Here is an 18,999-nt window from a genome sequence, read left to right on the forward strand (position 1 = left end):
GAGGAGATCGTATGAAACTCAAGATGTTGGAGTCGGCGCGGGGAGCGCTCGCCGTGCTGCTCGCCGGTGGTTTGCTGGCGGGCTGCAGCACGACCGAGCCGCAGCCGCAAGAAGCCCCTCCCGGCGTGAGCCAAGCGGCGCTCGCGCCGGAGCCTACGTCCCCTGGTGGAGTGGACGCGGGCGACGCGGCCTGGGTCGAGCAGGTCGTCCCGGCGCTGCTCGGCAGGCCTGTGCGCAGCTTCGGCGAGCTCAAGTTCCTCACCGTCATGACCGCGCGCGTCGGCCGCGCCCGCATGGCCGAGGCGCTCATGGAGCATCCGGCCTTCGTCGATCGCTGGACCGGCGTGCTGCTCGACCGCATGCGCGTGGATCGGGAGGGGGCGCGCAGCCAGTCGGACTGCTTCTCCCAGCCGCTGCTGTCGAGCGATAACGACAAGATCAGGGCGGCGAAGGTCGTCCTCTACACGCGGCGCCTCGGGAACGCCACCTCCTTGTCGGATGCCGTGGCGGAGCCCCCTGTTCCGGCGTCCCCGGGCACGTACAACATGGCCGATGTCGTGCGCGGGTCGCTCCTCATGGACAACGTCTTTCCGGCCTACCGCGGGTTCGTCTTCGCGCTGGTACGCCAGTATGGAACCGATGATGCAATGCCGCACGAAAAGCAGCGCCAGATCGCGGATCATTTCACGCAGGTCTATGCGAACAAATCGATGGAATGCATGAAGTGCCATCGCACGCACTTCAGCTCGGTGTCGTCGTCGTCGGCGTCCCTCTTCACTCCCGGTTACGACTGGGCGAAGGGGCAGGAGGGGCGCGTCTTCTCGGGCCTCTCGGCATGGGCGACCGCCGGTTCGCCCCAGGCACCGACGGACGCCGACTGGGTAGGGTCGTTCCGTCAGTCCCTGGGGACGAACGTCCCCTTCGCCGGCTGGGACGGGGCGAGCTGCGGCAGCTTCTCGAACGACACGTCGACCCAGACACCGGGCGGGACCGGCCTCCTGCTCCCCGACGCGAGCAGCACGACGGTGTGGGCGCTCGATGATCGGCTGAAGGAGGGGTTCCTCGCGCTGCGGAAATCGTACGACTCCGGTGATCTCGACACGGGGGCGAACCATGCGAATCAAGGCCGCACGCTCGGCGCTTTCTGGCTCGCGGCCGCCTTCGCCAACGACGTCTGGAGGGAGTTCTTCGGCGCTCCGCTGACCATCTCGAACTTCACCTCACGCAACACGCACGAGCACAAACTGCTCTGGAACCTCGCCGAGAACCACGTCGTCGGGCGGGGCTGGTCGCTCAAGGGGTTGCTCACCGAGATCGTCACGTCGCCCTACTTCAACCGCTTGCCTGAATCGTCGGCGACGATGCCCAAGGTCTTCGAGCCGTTCATCGATACGCCGGCCCAGGACTACGTGGGCGACGCCGTTCATCGACGCTCCGCGGATCTGCTCTTTCGGATGAAGGCGTCGGCGCTCCAGTGGAAGGTCGGCGGCAAGCTCTGGGTCACTCACTTCCCCCAATCGACCACGTACCCGACGCCCTCCCAGGCGGAGGCGATGGGCCTTCATCTCTCGCGCCTGAGCACGGCGAACCCGACGTCATCGCAGTACTCCATGCTCGGGTGGGAGGCCTCCGCGGGCCGCTGCGATCGACCGGCGGCGATCTCGCGCGACTGGATCGACGCGCTCACCGACCGCGCCATGACCGGAGGGGTCACCGTGCGCGGCGCCGTCGAGGCGCTGCGCTTCCGCCTCCTCGGGCGCGGCCTCTCGGCCGGTTCCGGCGAGGCGACGGCTCTCAGCACGTTCCTCGGGAAATCGATGACCGCGACGTTTGCGAGCGCGTACACCACGGCGGCGCTGGGGAATGCCGCCCTGAGAGATCTCTGCGAGGTGTTCGTCAAGACGCCGCAGTTCATGCTGGAGGGCGTCCCCCACGGCGTCGGGGTCTCCGAGACCGACTTCGATTCGCCCCCGCAGCTCCAGGTGGGTGACATGAAGAACGACGGCACGCTCGCCGCTGACACGCCCTCCGCTGCCTGCGAGAGCTGGGTCGATCCGCAGACGGCGTTCGATGGCATCTCGGTCAACTGCGCGGACGAGTCGTTCCCTCAGAACATCGACTGGTCGAAGATCTGCCCCTCCGGGGGGTGCGTCTACCGAGAAGCGGTCCTGCCCGATCTGCCGCGGCCGTGGCCCTGCCTCAGTTGCTCGTTCGACTCGGACTGGTTCACGACGCTCCCGCCGCCGGTGGATCCGCGTGTGGTGACCGACCTGCCGATGCCGATGATGCCGGCGCGCGGCGGCGTCTTCCTGGCCTGGGCCGAGGGGGCGACCATCGTGCAAGTGAGCGGACAGGCGCGGTTCGTCTACGCGCAGGGGCAGAGCACGCCGGCTGCGCCGGGCATGGTGCTGCAGCTTGGCGACAGCCTGGAGCTGTGGGCGGGAGATAAATTCAAGGTCGTGGCGCCCAACGGGCAGGTATTCGAGAGCCCCACGGGAGGCATGCCCGCCAATCAGAGCGGGCAGACCTATCTGTTCATGGCCACCGGCCCGAACGGCCTGCCCGATCCCACGGAGATGACGCCGACAACCGTCGACATGAACACGGCGAGCACCATCAAGGAGGCGATGCGCCAAGCGGCGCGCAACGAGGAGGCGGGGTCCGTCTCGTTGTTCCACGACGTGACGTCCACGACGGGTAGCATGAGCCACATCGATCATCCGGCGCTCAACGGGAAGCCGAATCTTATCCTCCTCGTGGCACCCGTCGCCGGCACCGTCAGCAACGACCACCACGTGGGCGTCTGGTACGACACAGTGTTGCAGCGGTGGGCCGTCTACAACGAGGACCTCGCCGCGATGCCGCTGGGCGTGCGCTTCTCGGTCCGCGCGATGTCGCCCAGCGACAGCGTCTTCATCCATGAGGTCACGGTTGCCAACAAGCCCACGGGCTCGAGCTCGACCATCGATCATCCAGCGCTCAACGGGCGCTCGTCCATCGCCGTGCAGGTGAGCCGCCTCTGGAACCTGCCGGGATCACCGGGCGTTTACAACAACCATCCTGTGGGTGTCCGGTATGATACGAGCGTGCAGAAGTGGGTCGTCTACAACGAGGACCAGGGCACGCTTCCGCCCGGAGCGTTGTTCGCGGTCAAGCTGGGCGGCGACTTCAAGGTGACATCGAGCCCGGCGACACGGGTCGGTAACGCCCTCGTCATCGACGAGCCGAACATCAACGGTGTGCCCGACGCCCGCCTCTTCTTCACGCACAGCTTCAGCGGCACGGGCACCCTGCACACGAAGCGGAGCGCGCTGCGCTACGACACGACGCTCCAGAAGTGGACGATCATCAACCGCGACGGCACCACCGTCGCGAACAACCTGGTCTTCCACGTGCACCGCGGCTACTGACGGCCCTTCCCGTAGGTCCTTTCCGCGGCGAAGAGGGCCTGCTGCAGGGCACCTCCATGCGCCCTGCAGCAGGCCGAGTCGGTGCCGCTGCGCTCACGCCGGGCGAGCGCATGGGGCCGTTTCATAGCAACGCCATCGCTCCGATCCCGGATCTCCTCGTCCAGCAAGCGGTGGAGCTCGCACCGGTACTGGCTCGCTTCGCCCTTGCACCGCGGCGCAGGCGAACCGTTGCGTTCCGTCGTCCCCTCCACGCGCCCCCGACCCGCCGGAGAGGCGGCGACTGCCGCCGGAGCTTGACGGATCTTGTCACCCGGGCCGCTCGAGTTCACCGGCGACATCGATCCAGTTGAAGATGGAAAGACTGAAGTTTCCTGACATCCACAGAAGCGCTTGGACCTCCTGCCCGCCCAGGTCGCGCCGTGGCACACGCCGTCGAGCGCCTTCCGTTCCCGTGGGTCGAGCCTCATGACAGGCGAGTCGCCGCGCGGTGCGCCCGCGCCGCCGGCGACCACGAGCACGCGCGCGATGGAGGCAGCATGAAAACGAACCGGACTCGCCTGGGGATCTCTGCGCTCTTTGCCATGGCTTCCTTCGGGCTCGCGATCGCGGGCTTCACCGACACGACGGAACGCACGGAGGACGAGAGAGACGTGGACTGGAGGGCCTGCCAGCAGCTGCATGCCCGCGCCTCCGGCCAGGTGGAGCGTGTCCGGGCCGCTTACCGGGCATGCGCTTCCGACAACGATTGCGTCATGGTCGATACGAGCACCGAGTGCGGCGGCACCTGTGGTGAGGTGGTCAACCGGGCGGGCGTCCACCAGATGAGGCGCCTCGTCGTCCACCTCGACGCGACCGTATGTCGCGAGCATCGGAGGATGGGCTGCCCCTACGCCACGCCTGCGTGCCTCGCATCCAGGCCCGTCTGCGCCGCCGGTGCGTGCACGTTCGCCCCTCTATAGGCGACGTCGCGCGACCCGGCGTCACCGCGCTGACGCGGGCCGCCGCGGCGCGCCGAGAAGATGTCCCCGCAGGCCGTGGAGTGAGGGCTGCCTCATCGTCGATGCATGGAGGGCCGCGTCACCGCGTCAGGCGTCACGCGACCGCCGGGCGGGCGCGGAGGCCGGCCGCGACGCCTGCTGCTCGGCCGCGGCCTCCGCGAGTTGATCGCGCAGCCAAGCGTGCGCCGGATCGTCCGTGAGCCTGGGGTGCCAGACGGCCGAGAGCGTGAAGCCCGGGAGAGCGAGCGGCGGCGGCGCGACGACGAGCTTCAGCGCGGGGGCGATGTCCCGCGCGACCTCGCCAGCCAGGACGCCGATGAGGTCGGTGCCCGAAAGCAGGTGCGGCGCCATCAGGAAGTGCGGCAGCGTGACGTGGACGTCGCGCTCGAGCTGCTGGGCGGCGAGCGCGCGATCGACCACCCCGACGCGCCCGCCGTGCGGTGAGACGAGCAGGTGCGGCCGCGCGAGGAACGAGCGCAGCGTGCGCGGCGCGGGAGGCTGGCAGACGAGGGCGAAGTCGTCGCGCAGGAGCGGCCGGGACTCGAGCCCGGCCAGCCCGGGCCCCTCCACCGCGAGGCCGACGTGGACCTCGCCCGCGTCGAGCGTCCGGGCGGCGTCGCGCGTCTCGAACGGCAGCACCGCGAGCCTGGCCCCCGGCGCGCGCGCCCGGAGCCGCCGGACGAGCCGCGGCAGCAGCACGTACGCGGCGTAGTCGTTCATGCCCACCCGCAGCTCGTCGCAGAGCGCCGCGGGGTCGAACGCGGGGCGGCGGGCGAGCGCCGCCCGCAGGCGGTCCAGGGCCGGGCGCACGTCGCGCCGGAGCTGCTCCCCGCGGGGGGTCAGGAAGAGCGCGCGGCCGCGCCGGACGAGCAGGCGATCGCCGAGCAACGCGCGGAGCCGGCCGAGGGCATTGCTCGTCGCGGGCTGGCTCAGGCCCACGCGCTTGCCGGCGGCGGTCACGCTGCGCTCCTCGAGCAGCGCCTCCAGGACGACGAGAAGATTGAGGTCGAGCGCAGAGAGATTCACCGCGTGAATACATAGCATCCGGTGCATCCATTGGACTGGCGGACCGCGCGCCCGCACGTTGGGGCCTGTTCAACGCGGAGGGACAGCACGGATGAGAGCTGCATTGTTGGGGCCGGGCCCGGGCGCGGGCGGCGCTGTGATCGGCGAGCGGGAGCTCGGCCCCGTTCCACGCGGGCACGTGCGCGTGCGCGTCGCGTTCGCCGGGGTAAACCACATCGATCTGCTCCTCGCCGACGGGAAGCTCCCCCTCACGCCGAGGCCCGTGGGGCTCGGCCTCGAGCTCGCGGGCACGGTCGAGGCGCTTGGCGAGGGCGCGCGCGGGCCGGCGGCGGGCGCGCGCGTCGTCGCGATGGGCACGCCGCACACCGGCGCGTTCGCCGAGCTCGCTGACGTCGAGGCGCGCCGGGCCGCGCGCGTGCCCGACGGTGTGCCGCTCGACCGCGCCGCCGCGTCGATCGTCAACTACGCGACGGCGTGGGTGCTCCTGCGCGAACGCGCCCGGATCGCCCCCGGCGAGACGGTGCTCGTGCACGGCGGGGCCGGCGGCGTCGGGACCGCCGCTCTGCAGCTCGCGCGGCACCTCGGCGTGCGCGCGGTGGCGCTCGTCGGCGACGCCTCCAAGGTGGATCATGCGACGCGGAACGGCGCCGCCGCCGTGATCGTCAACGGCCGCGAGGACGTCGCGGCGCGGGTGCGCGCGCTGACCGATGGGCGCGGCGTCGACGCAGCGCTCAACGCGACCGGCGGCGCGACGCTCGCGCGCGATCTCGGCTTGCTCGCTCCCTTCGGCCGCCTCGTGTCCTTCGGCTTCCTCGAAGGGCCGCCAGGCGTCGAGCTCGGCGCCGCGCTCGCGGACGGCTTCGGACGCAGCGTATCGCTCGCCATGAGCGACCTGTTCACGGTGGTCAATGAGGCGCCGGAGCGGTTCTCGCGCACGATGGGCGAGGTGCTCTCGCTCGTCGAGAGCGGAGCGCTCGAGCCGGTCGTTCACGCGACATGGCCGCTCGAGCGCGTCGCCGACGCGCTCGATGCGCTGCGGGCGCGCGTTGTTCAGGGGAAAATCCTGCTGCGCTGCGCTGCCTGAGGACGCGGCGACGGAGGCGCCGCGCCGGGGGCCGAGGTGCAGAGGTGCCGGCTCAGGCCGCGCCTGGGGTGTGACACGATCAATTAGCACTTGCTAATTGATGAGTCATGACTAATGTATGGGGCATGGCCGAAGCCGCCGCGATCGACGCCGTCATGCGCGCGCTTGCCGATCCCACTCGGCGGACCGTGTTCGAGCGGATCGTCAGCTCCGACGAGATCACCGTGGTGGAGCTGACGCGGGGCAGCGGCGTGACCCAGGGCGCCATTTCCCAGCACCTGAAGTCCCTGAAGCAGGCCGGCCTGGTCGCCGAGCGCCCCGAGGGGCGCAAGGTCTACTACCGCGCCCAGCCGGAGGGGCTGGCGCCGCTGGTCGACTGGATGAGCCACTACGGCGTCTTTTGGCGCGAGCGATTCGCCGACCTCAGAACCCTCCTGAAGGAGATCGATCCATGAACAGTGCCGCCATCGTGGCCGACAGCCGAGAGATCGTCGTTGACGAGGTGTTTCCCCACACGCCCGAAATGGTGTGGAAGACGCTGACCACGCCCGCATTGATGGGCCGCTGGCTGATGATGCCGATCGGCTTCGAGCCGACCAAGGGCGCCCGCTTCACCTACCAGACCACGCCGGCCGGCGAGTGGGATGGCGTCATCCAGTGCGAAGTGCTGGAGGTCACGCCGAACGAGCGCCTGGTCTACACCTGGAAGGGCGGACACGCCACCAACGCCGGCTATGGCTCGCGCCTGGACACGGTCGTTACCTGGACGCTCACCAAGGTCAGCGGCGGCACCCGGCTGCGCCTCGCGCACTCCGGCTTCCAGACCCCGAAGAACGACCATGCGCTCCGCAAGATGAGCGAGGGATGGCCGAAGGTCCTCCAGAAGATCGACGCCATCACCGGCGAGAACGGCGCCGCGCCGGCGGAGGCCTCGAATGGATAGGATCACCGTCACGGGGTTTCGCTAAGCTCCGCCTGGCCGGACGGGCGCGGCTATCTGCTCGATCGCTTCACCGCCGCGGACATCCTGATGGCGACCGAGCTGAGGTTCATCCGGCACACCGACCTGGTGGCGTCGTTCCCCGCGGTCGACGCCTATCCTGACCGCGCCGCGCGCCCTCACGGCGCGAGGCGCAGCATACCCATCATCCGCGACTAGCAATCGGCGCGCTCAGACCTCCAGCGCGCTCTCGACGATGCGATGCACGAGGCCGTACTCCTGGGCCTCGCGCGCCGTCATCCACAGGTTGCGCTCGGTCTCCTGCGCGATCTTCGCGGGCGCCTGCCCCGTCGCCGCCGCGAAGATGCGGTTGAGCCGCTCGCGCGCGGCCAGGATCTGGGCCGCCTCGATCTCGATGTCCGACGCGGGGCCGCGCACGCCGCCGAGCGGCTGGTGCAGGAGGAAGCGCGTGTTCGGGAGCGCGAACCGGTTCTCCCGCCGCGCGGCGACGAAGATCAGCGCGCCCGCGCTGGCGACCCAGCCGGTGCCGATCACCTTGACCTCGGGCCGGATGAAGCGAATCACGTCGTGGATCGTGTCCCCCGACTCCACGTGCCCGCCCGGGGAGTGGATCAGGATCCGGATGGGCTTTTCGCCGTCATCGCTCGCGAGGGCGAGGAGCTGCGCGGTGGTCGCCTGCGCCAGCTCGCTGGTGATCTCCCCGAAGATCAGGACAGTCCGGCTCCTCAGCAGGCTGCTCTGGATCTTGTCGGGCAGCGCGCGGGGGAGCGCTTCTTCGTTCGGCATGGAATCCGGCGTGGAATCGAGGCGCGTCATGGCCCCGAGCTTCTGGCGGCCCTCGCCCGCGCGCCATGACCGCGAGGCGCGGAGTCATGCTCGCGCGTCTCGATCCGCGAACGAGCGCTGGACGAGCGGCCTCGGCGGGGGCAACCATGGGGCATGGCGGACGAGACGGAGGGGCGGCTTCCCCGCGGCGTGGTGGTCTCCCGGCATCTCGGCCACCCAGGCGCGCCCTGGCGCGCGGGCGCGGGTGATCCGCCGAGCCTCCACGTCGTCGTGCAGGGCGCCTTTCGCCTCTCGCAGGACGGCGTGTGTGCGCTGGAGCTCGACGCCGGCGACGTCGTGCTCCTCGGGTTCGGCCCGCGCGGCCCGGGGCCCCGCGAGCAGAGCCTCCGCTGCGTCGCGCCGCCGCCCGGGCGCGCTCCCGCCGAGGCGGAGCTGATCTCGGCGACCTACGCCGCCGCGCCCGGCGGGGGGCTCGCCGCGCTCGCGCCCGTGGTCCACCTGCCTGCGGGCGAGGTGCGGCGCGCGCCGGGGCTCTCTGCGGTCGTGGGCCTGCTGCGCGCCGCGCTGGCGGAGGCTTCCCCGGGGCAGGCCCGGCTGGCGCGCTCGCTGCTCGAGCCGCTGCTCGCCTACGCGCTGCACTGCCACGAGCATGTGCGCGAGGGGCGCGCGTCGCGCGCGCTCGACCGGCGCGGGGCGCGCGCCTTCGACCGTCGCGTCGCGCGCGTGCTCCGGCTCATGCAGGAGAAGCCGGCCGAGCGCTGGAGCGTCGAGGCGCTCGCGAAGGCGGCGGGCCTCTCCCGCGCCGCGCTGGCGCGGCGGTTCCTCGCCGAGCTGGGGGTCCCGCCGCTCCGCTACCTCGCCGAGCTCCGCATGCAGCGGGCGGCCGAGCTGCTCGCCGAGGGCGACGGCTCGCTGGCCGCCGTGGCGGCCGAGGTCGGGTACGACTCGGAGTTCGCGTTCAGCCGCGCGTTCAAGCGGCACACGGGCGAGGCGCCGGGCGCGTTCCGCAGGCGCAGCCGCTCCGAGGGGGCCGCGTTCCGCCTGCCGCCGGTCCGCGCCGCGGCGTGAGCGTTTCGCCTGGGCGGAGCGGGAGCCCGCGGGCTGTGTAGGGAAGGCTGCCTTGCGCCGCTGAACCGTCCCGCCTGCGATCGCTGAGCCGGCGGTACGAATCCACGCAGCGGCGGAGCGCCGAGCGCGCTGGCTGCGACCCGCGAGCCGGGGGCCTGCGGCAGCCGCGCGTCCGGGGGCCGTGAGGCGACCTGCGAGCGCAACCCCACCGGGGATACCCCTCTTCCGACGGGGCGCCTCGGGCCTGCGGCGGCGCGGCCGCCGGGGAGCGAGCGATGCGCGAGACGACACGTGATGTCAGCGGCGGCGGGCGGCGCGCATAAGCCTCTCTCGACGACGGCGAGGCGCTCGCGGCGCGCAGCGCATCCGGGCGCTCGCTGGTCCGTGCGATTCAACTCGGCATAGAACGAAGGAACCTATTCGATGAAACGAAGACTCTCATCGCTCGTCCTGCGCCATTCCGCTGTCTCCATCGCCGTGGTCTCCGCCGCCATGGCCGGCTGCGGGACGAGCGAGCCGGGCGACGAAGCGGCCGCGAACGAGGAGCTGATCGCGTCGACCCACGACGCGCTCCAGCTGGTCGGCACCCCCTGGCCCGGCGGCTGGATGCCGGTGTGTTATCGCATCGACGACCCGGTATCCAGCGCCGAGCGGCAGCGGCGCTTCGAGTACTTCGCCCGGGCCCGCGACGCTGTCGACAACTCGTGGCAGCGCGCGGCAGACATCAAGCTCGAAGACTGGGGCCCCTGCGGCTCGAACACGAACGGCTATCTCATCGTCCACCTCACCGCGGGAGGCGGCAGCCACAGCGGGTTCGGCTATCCGGGGCCCAGCGGCGCGCAGCACATGACGCTCGACACGACCGACGGCCGCGTCGAGGTCGTCGCCATGCACGAGTTCGGGCACGCGCTCGGGTTCTCGCACGAGTTCGACCGCGACGACTGGACGGGGCAATGCATGAAATGCACGTCCAACGCCCAGTGCGCGAGCGGAGACGGCAAGGTCTGCCTGCCGAGCGGCTACTGCGGCGTGGCCCACCCGGGGGCCAGCGACGCGACGCCGGTGGCCGACACCGACTCGATCATGGCGGCCACTTACTGCAGCAACCTGGCCGACACGAATCGCACGCTGTCTCCCTGGGACGTCATCGGCGCACAGAACGTCTATGGGCGCAAGCACGGCGGCTCGATCGTGGGGCTCGGAGGCCGCTGTCTGAACATCGATGGTGGCACGACCGAGTGGGGCAAGGACATCGTCGCGTGGCAGTGCATGGACGCCCCCAACGACACCTGGTCGAAGCTGCCGCACTCGTCCGGCGGGCACCACCTCCGGGCGACCATCGGCGGAGAGATGCTCGCCATGAACGTCGGCGGCGGCGTGGTCTCACCGACGTCCGGAACGCCGCTCATCTCGTGGGGCCTGATCGATGGCGCGCCCAACGAGCTGTTCTCGTTCGAAGGCATGCGCCTGCGGGCCATGGGCAACATGTGCGTCGTCGCCACCGGCACGACGGCCGGCTCGATGCTCGAGGTGCGCGGCTGCGGCGAGGTGCCGTCGGCGCGCGAGCGCTGGACGGCGACGGCGGCGAGCAGGCTTCAGCTGACGGGCACCGATCTGTGCGTCGACGTGCCGCCCGGCACCCCGCCCCTCGGCACGCGGCCGACGCTGAAGCCGTGCATCAACACCGCATCTTACCAGAGTTTGAGCTTCCTCGCCGGCGAGATCAAGGCGACGTTCGCCGTCGACCGTTGCCTCAACGTCTCCGGTGGCATGCCGGTGCCGGGCTCTCCCATCGTCTTGTGGGACGGTTGCGGCCGAGGCCTCTACAACGAGTACTTCTACCTGAACGGTCCTATCAAGTCGCTCGGGCAGTGCGTCGATATCTTCGGCGGCGCTTCGTATCCCGGCGCGCAGGTCGGCGTGTACGCGTGCCGGCCGGACGCGGCCAACCAGGAGTGGGACTTCCACTGGCGCTGACGGGCGACGCTCCGCCCGGCGCTGACTCTGCCAGCCGCCAAGAAATTCTTGGAGTATCGTCCCCCGCGATGTCGAGGACGCCGCCTGGGCTCCGACTCGTCTGTGAACGCGCGCCCGATGCGGGGCGCGCACGCTGAAAGGGAGCTGACGATGAAATACCTCCTGATGATGCACGTGCCGACCCGAGAGCCCTACGCGTTGATGAGCTGGCCGCCCAAGGACCTGCAGGCGCACCTCGCGTTCCTGAACAGCTTCAACGAGAAGCTCCGCGAGTCGGGCGAGCTCGTGGGGATCGAGGCGCTGACCTCGCCCGACCAGGCCAGGCTCGTGCGCGCCGGCGAGGACGGCAGGCCCATCACCGACGGCGTGTTCCCCGAGACCAAGGAGTTCCTCGCCGGCTTCTGGGTGGTGGACGTCGGGAGCCCCGAGCGCGCCTACGAGCTCGCCGCGCAGGCGTCCGCCGCGCCCGGGCTCGGCGGCGAGCCGCTCAACATGGCCATCGAGGTGCGGCAGGTGATGAGCGGGAGCGAGCTCCCCAGAGAGCTCCTGTGAGCTCCCCTCGCTCGGCGCGCTGATCGGGCGGCTCCGCCGCTTCAGCGCGCGAGGGCGATCACCTGCTCGAGCTCCCGGTGATCGGCGGCGTGAGCTCCGTAGTGCACATCGAGGAGCGCGCCGTCGGGGCCTCGGGCTCGACGACGCGGCGGGGCGCGAGGTTCACTCCTCGTCGTAGAGCTTGGCGACGGCCGTCAGGTTCTCGTCGCGGAGTCCGCCCGCGAGGCCGCGTTCGAACACCTCGCTCGCGCCTCGGCTCACCGGCAGGTCGCCGCCGACGCGCTCCGCTGCCTCGAGCGCGTACCGCAGGTCCTTTGCGGCGAGCGCCACCGGGAACATGGGCTCGAATCGACGAGCCAGCACCCCCGTCGCGGCGCCGCTGGCGGCGGGGCTCAGGACCGGGAGCCCCTCCAGCGCTTGCATCAGCGCCGCCGTATCGAGCCGCGCGCGCGCCGCGAACCCGAGGACTTCGGCGAGCGCCGCGACCTGGACGCCGAACAAGGTGTTCACGATGAGCTTCGCGTACGCTCCCGCGGGCGAGGCGCCGACGTGCTTCACCGCGCCGCCCATGCGACCGAGGATCGGACGGAGCGGCTCCAGCACCGCGGCGTCTCCGCCGGCGAGGAAGGTCAGGTTGCCCCTCTCGGCGTGTGGGCGAGAGCCGACGACGGGCGCGTCGATGAACTCGAGCCCAGCGTCCTTCGCGCGCCCGGCGAGCGTCGACACCCAGCCTGGACTCAGCGTGCTGCACTCGACGATGACCGCTCCGCTGCGCATCCCGCGCAGCGCGCCGACATCGTCGTCGAGCCACACGGAGCGCGACGCTTCGTCGTCCGTGACCATCGCGAAGACGGTATCGGCGTCTCTGGCGGCATCGGCCGGCGTTCGCGCGGAGAACGCGCCCAGCGACGGCGCCCACGACGGTACTCCCGAGCGGCTCCAGACCTTGAGCTCGATGTCGTCGTTCACGAGGCAGGAGGCCATCCGCCCGCCCATCGCACCGAGGCCGAGGAACGCCACCCTCATGCGCTTGCCCATCGGGTCCGAGCCTCGTCGAGCGCACGACGCGATCGGTTCGCGTCACGGAGGCCGGTCAGCGTCTGATGGCCCGCGCCCGGGAGCTGCTCGCGGCGTTCGACGAGCTGAGCGGCGAGTTCAACGAGAGCGACCGGGAGCCGCGCGGCCGTGTCCGCGTGAGCCTCCCCGTCGTCTTTGGTCGGCTCTTCATCGTCCCTCTGGTCGGCGACTTCCTGAGACGCCACCCCGCGGTGAGCGCAGAGCTCGTGATGACCGACAGGTACGTGAGCCTCGTCGACGAGGGGTTCGACCTGGCGATTCGCGTCGGCGTCCCCGCTGACACGAGCGCCCGCGGGCGGAAGCTCGCCGACAGCGGTCGCGTGCTCGTCGCCGCGCCGTCGTACCTCAGGGCGCGCGGTCGCCCGAACGCCCCGAGCGACCTGCGGACCCACGAGTGCCTCGTTCACGGCGAGGCGAACGCGTCGACCGTTTGGCGCTTCGGGAGGGAGCCTGGCAAAGGCGTCCCGGTCCCGGTCCGTGGTCGCTTCGCCGCCAACAACAGCGAGGCGGTGGCGCTCATGGCGCGACAGGGCCTCGGGGTGGCGCTGCTCGCCGACTGGCTCGTGCGCGACGATATCAAGCGCGGCCGACTCGTCCCGCTGCTCGAGGGCTTCGTGACGCCGCCGGCTCCCGTCTTTGCGCTGAGCCCCCCTGGACGGTTCTCCTCGACGACGGTCCGCGCGCTGACCGAGCACCTCGCCGCAGGGCTCGCCGCGCGACTGGAGCGAAAGACGGGTTGAACCAGGGCCGCTTTCACGCCACAGCCTGCGGCGGGCTCGACGACGGCATGCCCAGGCCGGATGAGCTCTTACGGGCGGGTGCGCTCGCCGATGGTCAGGAGGACGCGGCAGCCGGCGCGCTCGCCGCTGCGGACCTCGAAGGCGTGGCCGCCGTCGCCGGCCAGGGCCCAGTGATCAAGCGTGAGCGGGCCGCAGCGCTGCGCCGGCGGGTCGAGCAACGCGGTGTTGCCGTGGACCGCGAAGGTCCAGGTGCAGCCGTCGCCGTCGGTGGCGGCAGCGGCGTGCGGGCCGGTGCGCTCGATTGCGATGCTGCCGAGCTGGGGCTCGTAGCTCGGCGGCAGCGGGTTGCCCTCGGCGTCGGCGCAGGCGACGGTGGCGACGTTGGTGCGGGTGACCGGATCGGGCGGGACGTAGGCCCACGAACCGACGAACGCGGCGGCGGGATCGTCGTCGGCATCGGGGTCGACCCAGGTGCGCTTGCCGGCGGTGAGCACGAAGTCGCAGTCGGCGCCGCCGGGGCGGTGGCTGATGGCATCGACGACCTCGGCGGCGCCGGCGCCGTCGCGGGCCAGGGTCCAGCCGGTGATGGTGTAGCTCGATCCGATGACCGGGTTATCGCAGGTCGCCTCCGCCGATGCGAAGCTCGCGCGCTCGTCGTCGGCCTCGCGGAAGCTCCACGAGCACCCCTGATCGGTGCGGCCGGCGAGCGTCTGGTCGCCGTCACGGGCCAGCACCAGGTGGCCGATCTGCGGGATGTCGAGCTCCATCGCCGGGGCGCCGCCCTGGGCCGGGCAGGACAGGTGAGCCATGTTGGTGCCGCTGGCGCGGTCGGGCAGGTCGTAGTTCCAGGTGCCCTCGAAGCCCGAGGGCGACGAGGATTCGTTGCAGGCCGAAAGCAGCGGGACGAGAACGAACAGGATGAGATTGCGCATGGTGGCCGGCAAGACCACGCAGCGGGTCGTCGTGTGACATCCGGGCCGATGTCACATCGGCGCCGGCCGCGCTGTCCATGATCGAGGCAAGCCAAGAACCATGAGACCCGACGTCGAGATCCACCGCCGCTTCCTGTTCGCGATCGCCTACCGCATGCTCGGCAGCGCGGCCGACGCCGAGGACGTGGTGCAGGAGGCCTACATCCGCTACCTGGCCGTGCCCGAGGCCGAGGTCGAGTCGCCGAAGGCCCTGCTCGGCACCATCGTCACGCGGCTATCCCTCAACCTGCTGGACTCGGCGCGTCGCCGGCGCGAGACCTACGTCGGCAGCTGGCTGCCCGAGCCGATCTGGAGCGAGGCCGACGCGCTCGACGCCTCCTCCCCCTTGGCCCGCTGGCAGTCGGTGTCGATGGCGTTCCTGGTGCTGCTGGAGCAGCTCTCGCCGCTCGAGCGCGCGGTCTTCGTCCTGCACGAGCTGTTCGACTACGACTACGCCGAGATCGGGCGGATCATGGAGCGCACGCCCGCCGCCTGCCGCCAGCTCGGGTCTCGTGCCCGCGAGCACCTCGAGCGGGAGCGGCCGCGGTTTCCGCCCACCCCCGAGGCCCACCGCGAGCTGGTCGCGCGCTTCGCCCGCAGCGTGGGCTCGGGCGACCTGCGCGGGCTGGTCGACCTGCTCGCCGAGGACGTCGTGCTCGACGCCGACGGCGGCGGGCGATTTCCGGGCGCCGTGCTGGCGCCGTTGCGCGGCCGCGAGGCGGTGGCGGGCTTCGTCGCCTCGACGCCGCGGCTTCCGGCCGGCCCCTTCGACGCGTCGATCGGCGACATCAACGGTGAGCCGGCGCTCGTCTTGCGCGGCCGCACGGACGCAGCGATCCGTGTCGTCATCACGCTCGAGATCGACGGCGGCGTGGTGCGCGCCATCCGGGCGATGGCCAATCCCGACAAGCTGCGGTGGCTCAACGCCAGCCGCGATCATTGAGCGGGTAGGAAGTCCAAGCGCCCCATGGGACGCTCATCCCGAAAGGAACACTCTCGATGAAAACGGATCGCGAAGGCCAGAGGATCGCTGCTTCGAACGAGGCGCCCCGCGGCGCGCGCTTCATCCACGCCGCGGGGGCGGCGCTCCTTGCGGCGCATGCGCTGGTGGGTTGCTCGAGCGAGCTCGACGCCCCTGCCGGCCATGGCGGCAGCGGCGCTGGCGGAGGGAGCGGTGGCGAGGGCGGCAGCGGCGAGGGCGGCGAGGGCGGCAGCGGCAAGGGCGGCGAGGGCGAGGGCGGCGGCGCTGGCGGCGCTGGCGGAGAGGGCGGCGGCGTCACGGTGTCGGCCGAGTTCTTCGACGACTTCAGCTACAGCGGCATCGCCGACGACGGTCTCAAGAGCCGGTGGTGGGTACGGACGACCGACGGAGCGCCCGGGGTCGCCGGCGCACAATGGCTGTCGTCCAATGTGTCGTTCATCGACGATCCCGATCTCGCCTCGAACAGGCTGCTGCGGCTCGAAGCGACCTCGCGTGGATCGGGAGCGAGCACCTCGCACGCGGAGATCCAGTCCAACGACGACAGGTTCCGCTTCGGGACCTACTCCGCCAGGGTGAGATTCCGCAACACGCCCCTGACCGGGACCCGGCACCTCGGCGACAAGCTGGTCGAGACGTTCTTCACGATCAGTCCATGGATCAACGACCCCGAGGTCGATCCCAACTACTCGGAGCAGGACTTCGAGTACATGCCCAACGGCGGGTGGGGGCAGGGCGATACCAGCACGCTGTGGCTGACCTCGTGGGAGACGGCCACGCTCGAGAATACGCAGTCGAACCAGGTCGCGGGGGACCAGTCGGGCTGGAAGAAGCTCCTCCTCCAGATCGACGCGTCCGGTATCCATTACTACATCGACGGCGCGCGGCTCTGCACGCACGACGCAACCTACGTCCCCGAGACGGACCAGCACCTCGACTTCAACCTATGGTTCGACGAGCTCGCCGCCGGACAGACCAGCCCGCGGACGTACGCCGAGGACGTCGACTGGGTCTACTTCGCGAAGGACGTCCTCCTGTCGCAGGCCGAGGTGGACGCGCAGGTGGCCGGTTTCCGGGCATCATCGCTCGCCCTCGTGGACACCCTGCCCTAGCACCCGCGATCGCTGACATGCTCGCCAGCCCCTGACCTCGCGATGGCCTTCCGAGGAGCGAGCGCCTGTCGGCTACAGGCTGCGTCGTGTGACGTCCTGATCCGGAGGGACGCTCAGCCCTTCCCGCTCGTCGTCCCAGGCAACCGCGCTGATCTTCCAGCCGGCGGGCGTCTTGACCAGCTGGATGGACTTCGTGCCCCTCGCCTCGAAGCGCTGCCCCGAGAGCAGCCCGGACTTGCGATACACACAGAAGCGCTGCGCGATGTTCCCGAAGAGGTCCGTCCTCCCCCAGAGCTCCTCCTCGGAGAAATCGACCAGCTCCCCGCTCGTCAAGAGCTTCTCCCTGGGCTCGATGAACGAGCGCAGGTCGTAGATCGTCGGTGGTTCTCCGCAGGTCTTGATGATCACGCCCTCCGCGAGGAAGAGCGCGCGCAGCGCGTCGAGGTCCGGTCGGACTCCACCCTTGTTGCCAAAGGCCTGAAAGAACGCGTGTACGACGGCGTCGATGGCGCGCTCGTCCTCGCTGCGGGTCATGGCAGGCCGGCCTCCATCAAGGGGTCTTCAGAGATCACCTACGAACGCCCGACGATCGCAAAAATTCGGCGCGCCGCCGTGCGCGGCGAGGCGCGCGTGCTGCGAGCAAACGAGCGCGCCTCCCGTCCATCTCCAGCCCCAGCGTATACCAGACATGGGGGCTTGCCGGAAGCCCCCAGGCATGCCGCACCATGCTGCACCATGAAGATGCCGAAGCACGCCGTGGTGATCGCGGGTGGAGGTCCGACGGGGCTCATGTTGGCGGCCGAGCTAGCGCTGGCGCGGATCGACGTCGCCGTCGTCGAGCGGCGCGAAAGCCAGGACCTCGCCGGCTCGCGCGCGGGCGGTCTGCACGCACGCACGATCGAGGTCTTCGATCAGCGTGGCGTCGCGGAGCGCTTTCTCTCACAGGGGCAGGTGATGCAGGTCGCTGGCTTCTCGTTCATCCCTCTCGACATCAGCGACTTCCCCGTTCGCCGCAACCACGGGCTCGCGCTCCGCCAGAACCGGATCGAGCGCATCCTGGCCGACTGGGTCTCCGAGCTGCCGGTGAAGTTCTATCGCGGGCGTGACGTGACGGGGTTCGCGCAGGACGATACGGGCGTCGACGTCGAGCTGTCTGACGGCGCGACGCTACGAGCGAAGTATCTCGTCGGGTGCGACGGCGGTCGCAGCCTGGTCCGCAAGAGGGCGGGCATCGACTTCGCCGGATGGGACGCGTCGACGAGCTACCTGATCGCGGAGGTGGACATGGTGGACGAGCCCGCGTGGGGCGTCCGCCGCGGCGAAAAGGGCGTCAACGCGCTGGGTAAGCTGGAGGACGGAAAGCGTGTCGGCGTCGTGCTCGTGGAGCCGCACGCCGGCAAAGCTGACACGCCGACGCTCCAGGACCTGCGCGATGCGCTCGTCGCGGTCTACGGCACCGACTTCGGTGTTCGCAATCCGACCTGGCTATCCCGATTCAGCGACATGGCTCGGCAAGCGGCGTCCTACCGAGACCGGCGTGTCCTCCTGGCGGGCGACGCGGCGCACGTGCACGCGCCGGCAGGTGGACAGGGACTCAACATCGGCGTCCAGGACGCCGTGAACCTGGGATGGAAGCTCGCTCAGGTGGTGAGCGGCACGTCGCCCGACAGCCTGCTCGATACCTATCACGCCGAGCGGCACCCCATCGCTGCCCGCGTGCTGCGCCTGACCATGGCACAAACCGCGCTCGGTCGCGGCGACGATCGAACGGAGGCCCTGCGCGAGACCGTGACCGAGCTGCTCAAGATGGACGAGCCTCGCAAGCGCTACGCCGCGATGATGTCTGGCCTCGACATTGGCTACGACCTCGGTGAAGGACACCCGCTGCTCGGACGTCGCATGCCCGATCTCGACCTGGTCACCGAGAGCGGACCGCTGCGAGTATTCACGCTGCTGCACGAGGCAAGACCGGTCTTGCTCAACCTCGGCGAGCCGGGGGCCTTCGACATCACTCCCTGGGCCCCTCGTGTTCGCCTGCGTGAAGCTCGCCCAGCTGGAGTGTGGGAGCTCCCGGTGCTCGGCGCGGTACCTGCGCCGACTGCTGTCTTGATTCGACCCGACGGACACGTCGCGTGGGTCGGAGAAGGGACGGACAACGGCCTTCGCGACGCCCTCACCACCTGGTTCGGCCCGCCCACCCAGCGGAGCGCCACGGCGTAGAATACCCCGGCAGCGAAGCGCACGAATGCGCTCGACGT

18 protein-coding genes are annotated in these 18,999 nt (G+C 70.6%); 13 read left to right on the top strand and 5 right to left on the bottom strand.

Annotated elements, in window-relative coordinates:
• The first annotated feature begins 11 nt into the window (after positions 1 to 11).
• Both WME97_RS11920 and WME97_RS11925 read left to right on the top strand, forming a co-directional pair.
• Positions 12 to 3,410, top strand: coding sequence for a DUF7452 domain-containing protein (locus tag WME97_RS11920; protein ID WP_437552024.1), 3,399 nt, complete (start codon positions 12 to 14; stop codon positions 3,408 to 3,410).
• A 536-nt stretch (positions 3,411 to 3,946) separates the two neighbouring features.
• Positions 3,947 to 4,369 (top strand): hypothetical protein, encoded by a 423-nt coding sequence (locus WME97_RS11925; protein WP_437552025.1) that lies wholly within the window; start codon positions 3,947 to 3,949, stop codon positions 4,367 to 4,369.
• Between the two features lie 126 nt (positions 4,370 to 4,495).
• Here WME97_RS11925 and WME97_RS11930 read toward each other — a convergent pair whose 3' ends face one another.
• Entirely contained in the window at positions 4,496 to 5,434 is a 939-nt protein-coding gene (locus WME97_RS11930; RefSeq protein ID WP_437552026.1) for a LysR family transcriptional regulator, read from the bottom strand.
• A 91-nt stretch (positions 5,435 to 5,525) separates the two neighbouring features.
• Here WME97_RS11930 and WME97_RS11935 point away from each other — a divergent pair, with 91 nt between their 5' ends.
• The 4 genes from WME97_RS11935 (at position 5,526) to WME97_RS11950 (ending at position 7,677) form a co-directional block, all read left to right on the top strand.
• Complete coding sequence (locus WME97_RS11935) at positions 5,526 to 6,518, top strand: quinone oxidoreductase family protein (RefSeq protein ID WP_437552027.1); 993 nt, start codon at positions 5,526 to 5,528, stop codon at positions 6,516 to 6,518.
• 125 nt (positions 6,519 to 6,643) lie between these two features.
• A complete protein-coding gene (locus tag WME97_RS11940; RefSeq protein WP_437552028.1) occupies positions 6,644 to 6,973 on the top strand; it encodes an ArsR/SmtB family transcription factor in 330 nt (109 codons plus the stop codon).
• On the top strand, positions 6,970 to 7,461 hold the full coding sequence (locus tag WME97_RS11945; RefSeq protein ID WP_437552029.1) for an SRPBCC family protein: 492 nt from the start codon (positions 6,970 to 6,972) through the stop codon (positions 7,459 to 7,461). The genes WME97_RS11940 and WME97_RS11945 overlap by 4 nt, the downstream gene beginning before the upstream one ends.
• Positions 7,462 to 7,548: 87 nt before the next feature.
• Complete coding sequence (locus WME97_RS11950; protein ID WP_437552030.1) at positions 7,549 to 7,677, top strand: hypothetical protein; 129 nt, start codon at positions 7,549 to 7,551, stop codon at positions 7,675 to 7,677.
• Positions 7,678 to 7,689: 12 nt separating this feature from the next.
• Here the strand turns inward: WME97_RS11950 and WME97_RS11955 are convergent, their stop codons facing one another.
• Complete coding sequence (locus tag WME97_RS11955) at positions 7,690 to 8,295, bottom strand: ATP-dependent Clp protease proteolytic subunit (RefSeq protein WP_437552031.1); 606 nt, start codon at positions 8,293 to 8,295, stop codon at positions 7,690 to 7,692.
• A gap of 123 nt (positions 8,296 to 8,418) precedes the next feature.
• Here WME97_RS11955 and WME97_RS11960 point away from each other — a divergent pair, with 123 nt between their 5' ends.
• The 3 genes from WME97_RS11960 to WME97_RS11970 all read left to right on the top strand — a co-directional run bounded on the left by WME97_RS11960 (position 8,419) and on the right by WME97_RS11970 (position 11,862).
• The gene (locus WME97_RS11960; RefSeq protein ID WP_437552032.1) at positions 8,419 to 9,333 is read left to right on the top strand and encodes a helix-turn-helix domain-containing protein; all 915 of its coding nucleotides are present in this window, start codon (positions 8,419 to 8,421) and stop codon (positions 9,331 to 9,333) included.
• A gap of 423 nt (positions 9,334 to 9,756) precedes the next feature.
• Positions 9,757 to 11,310, top strand: coding sequence for a M12 family metallopeptidase (locus WME97_RS11965; RefSeq protein ID WP_437552033.1), 1,554 nt, complete (start codon positions 9,757 to 9,759; stop codon positions 11,308 to 11,310).
• A 150-nt stretch (positions 11,311 to 11,460) separates the two neighbouring features.
• On the top strand, positions 11,461 to 11,862 hold the full coding sequence (locus WME97_RS11970) for a YciI family protein (RefSeq protein ID WP_437552034.1): 402 nt from the start codon (positions 11,461 to 11,463) through the stop codon (positions 11,860 to 11,862).
• A gap of 162 nt (positions 11,863 to 12,024) precedes the next feature.
• Here the strand turns inward: WME97_RS11970 and WME97_RS11975 are convergent, their stop codons facing one another.
• Positions 12,025 to 12,900, bottom strand: coding sequence for an NAD(P)-dependent oxidoreductase (locus WME97_RS11975; protein WP_437552035.1), 876 nt, complete (start codon positions 12,898 to 12,900; stop codon positions 12,025 to 12,027).
• Positions 12,901 to 12,965: 65 nt separating this feature from the next.
• On the opposite strand from WME97_RS11975, the gene WME97_RS11980 reads away from it, so the two are divergent.
• Positions 12,966 to 13,679 carry a substrate binding domain-containing protein gene (locus WME97_RS11980; RefSeq protein ID WP_437552036.1) on the top strand — a complete coding sequence of 238 codons (714 nt, stop codon included), beginning with the start codon at positions 12,966 to 12,968 and terminating at the stop codon, positions 13,677 to 13,679.
• Between the two features lie 68 nt (positions 13,680 to 13,747).
• On the opposite strand, the gene WME97_RS11985 is transcribed toward WME97_RS11980, so the two are convergent.
• The gene (locus WME97_RS11985) at positions 13,748 to 14,611 is read right to left on the bottom strand and encodes a hypothetical protein (RefSeq protein WP_437552037.1); all 864 of its coding nucleotides are present in this window, start codon (positions 14,609 to 14,611) and stop codon (positions 13,748 to 13,750) included.
• 100 nt (positions 14,612 to 14,711) lie between these two features.
• Here WME97_RS11985 and sigJ point away from each other — a divergent pair, with 100 nt between their 5' ends.
• The gene (sigJ, locus tag WME97_RS11990; RefSeq protein ID WP_437552038.1) at positions 14,712 to 15,593 is read left to right on the top strand and encodes an RNA polymerase sigma factor SigJ; all 882 of its coding nucleotides are present in this window, start codon (positions 14,712 to 14,714) and stop codon (positions 15,591 to 15,593) included.
• Positions 15,594 to 15,649: 56 nt separating this feature from the next.
• Complete coding sequence (locus WME97_RS11995) at positions 15,650 to 16,741, top strand: glycoside hydrolase family 16 protein (RefSeq protein WP_437552039.1); 1,092 nt, start codon at positions 15,650 to 15,652, stop codon at positions 16,739 to 16,741.
• A 72-nt stretch (positions 16,742 to 16,813) separates the two neighbouring features.
• On the opposite strand, the gene WME97_RS12000 is transcribed toward WME97_RS11995, so the two are convergent.
• Positions 16,814 to 17,275 (bottom strand): DUF4440 domain-containing protein, encoded by a 462-nt coding sequence (locus WME97_RS12000; RefSeq protein ID WP_437552040.1) that lies wholly within the window; start codon positions 17,273 to 17,275, stop codon positions 16,814 to 16,816.
• A gap of 207 nt (positions 17,276 to 17,482) precedes the next feature.
• On the opposite strand from WME97_RS12000, the gene WME97_RS12005 reads away from it, so the two are divergent.
• The gene (locus WME97_RS12005) at positions 17,483 to 18,961 is read left to right on the top strand and encodes an FAD-dependent monooxygenase (protein ID WP_437555364.1); all 1,479 of its coding nucleotides are present in this window, start codon (positions 17,483 to 17,485) and stop codon (positions 18,959 to 18,961) included.
• Positions 18,962 to 18,999: the final 38 nt, after the last annotated feature.

Origin of the sequence: Sorangium sp. So ce367, from assembly GCF_051520455.1 — a bacterium.
Lineage (GTDB): Bacteria > Myxococcota_A > Polyangia > Polyangiales > Polyangiaceae > Sorangium > Sorangium cellulosum_B.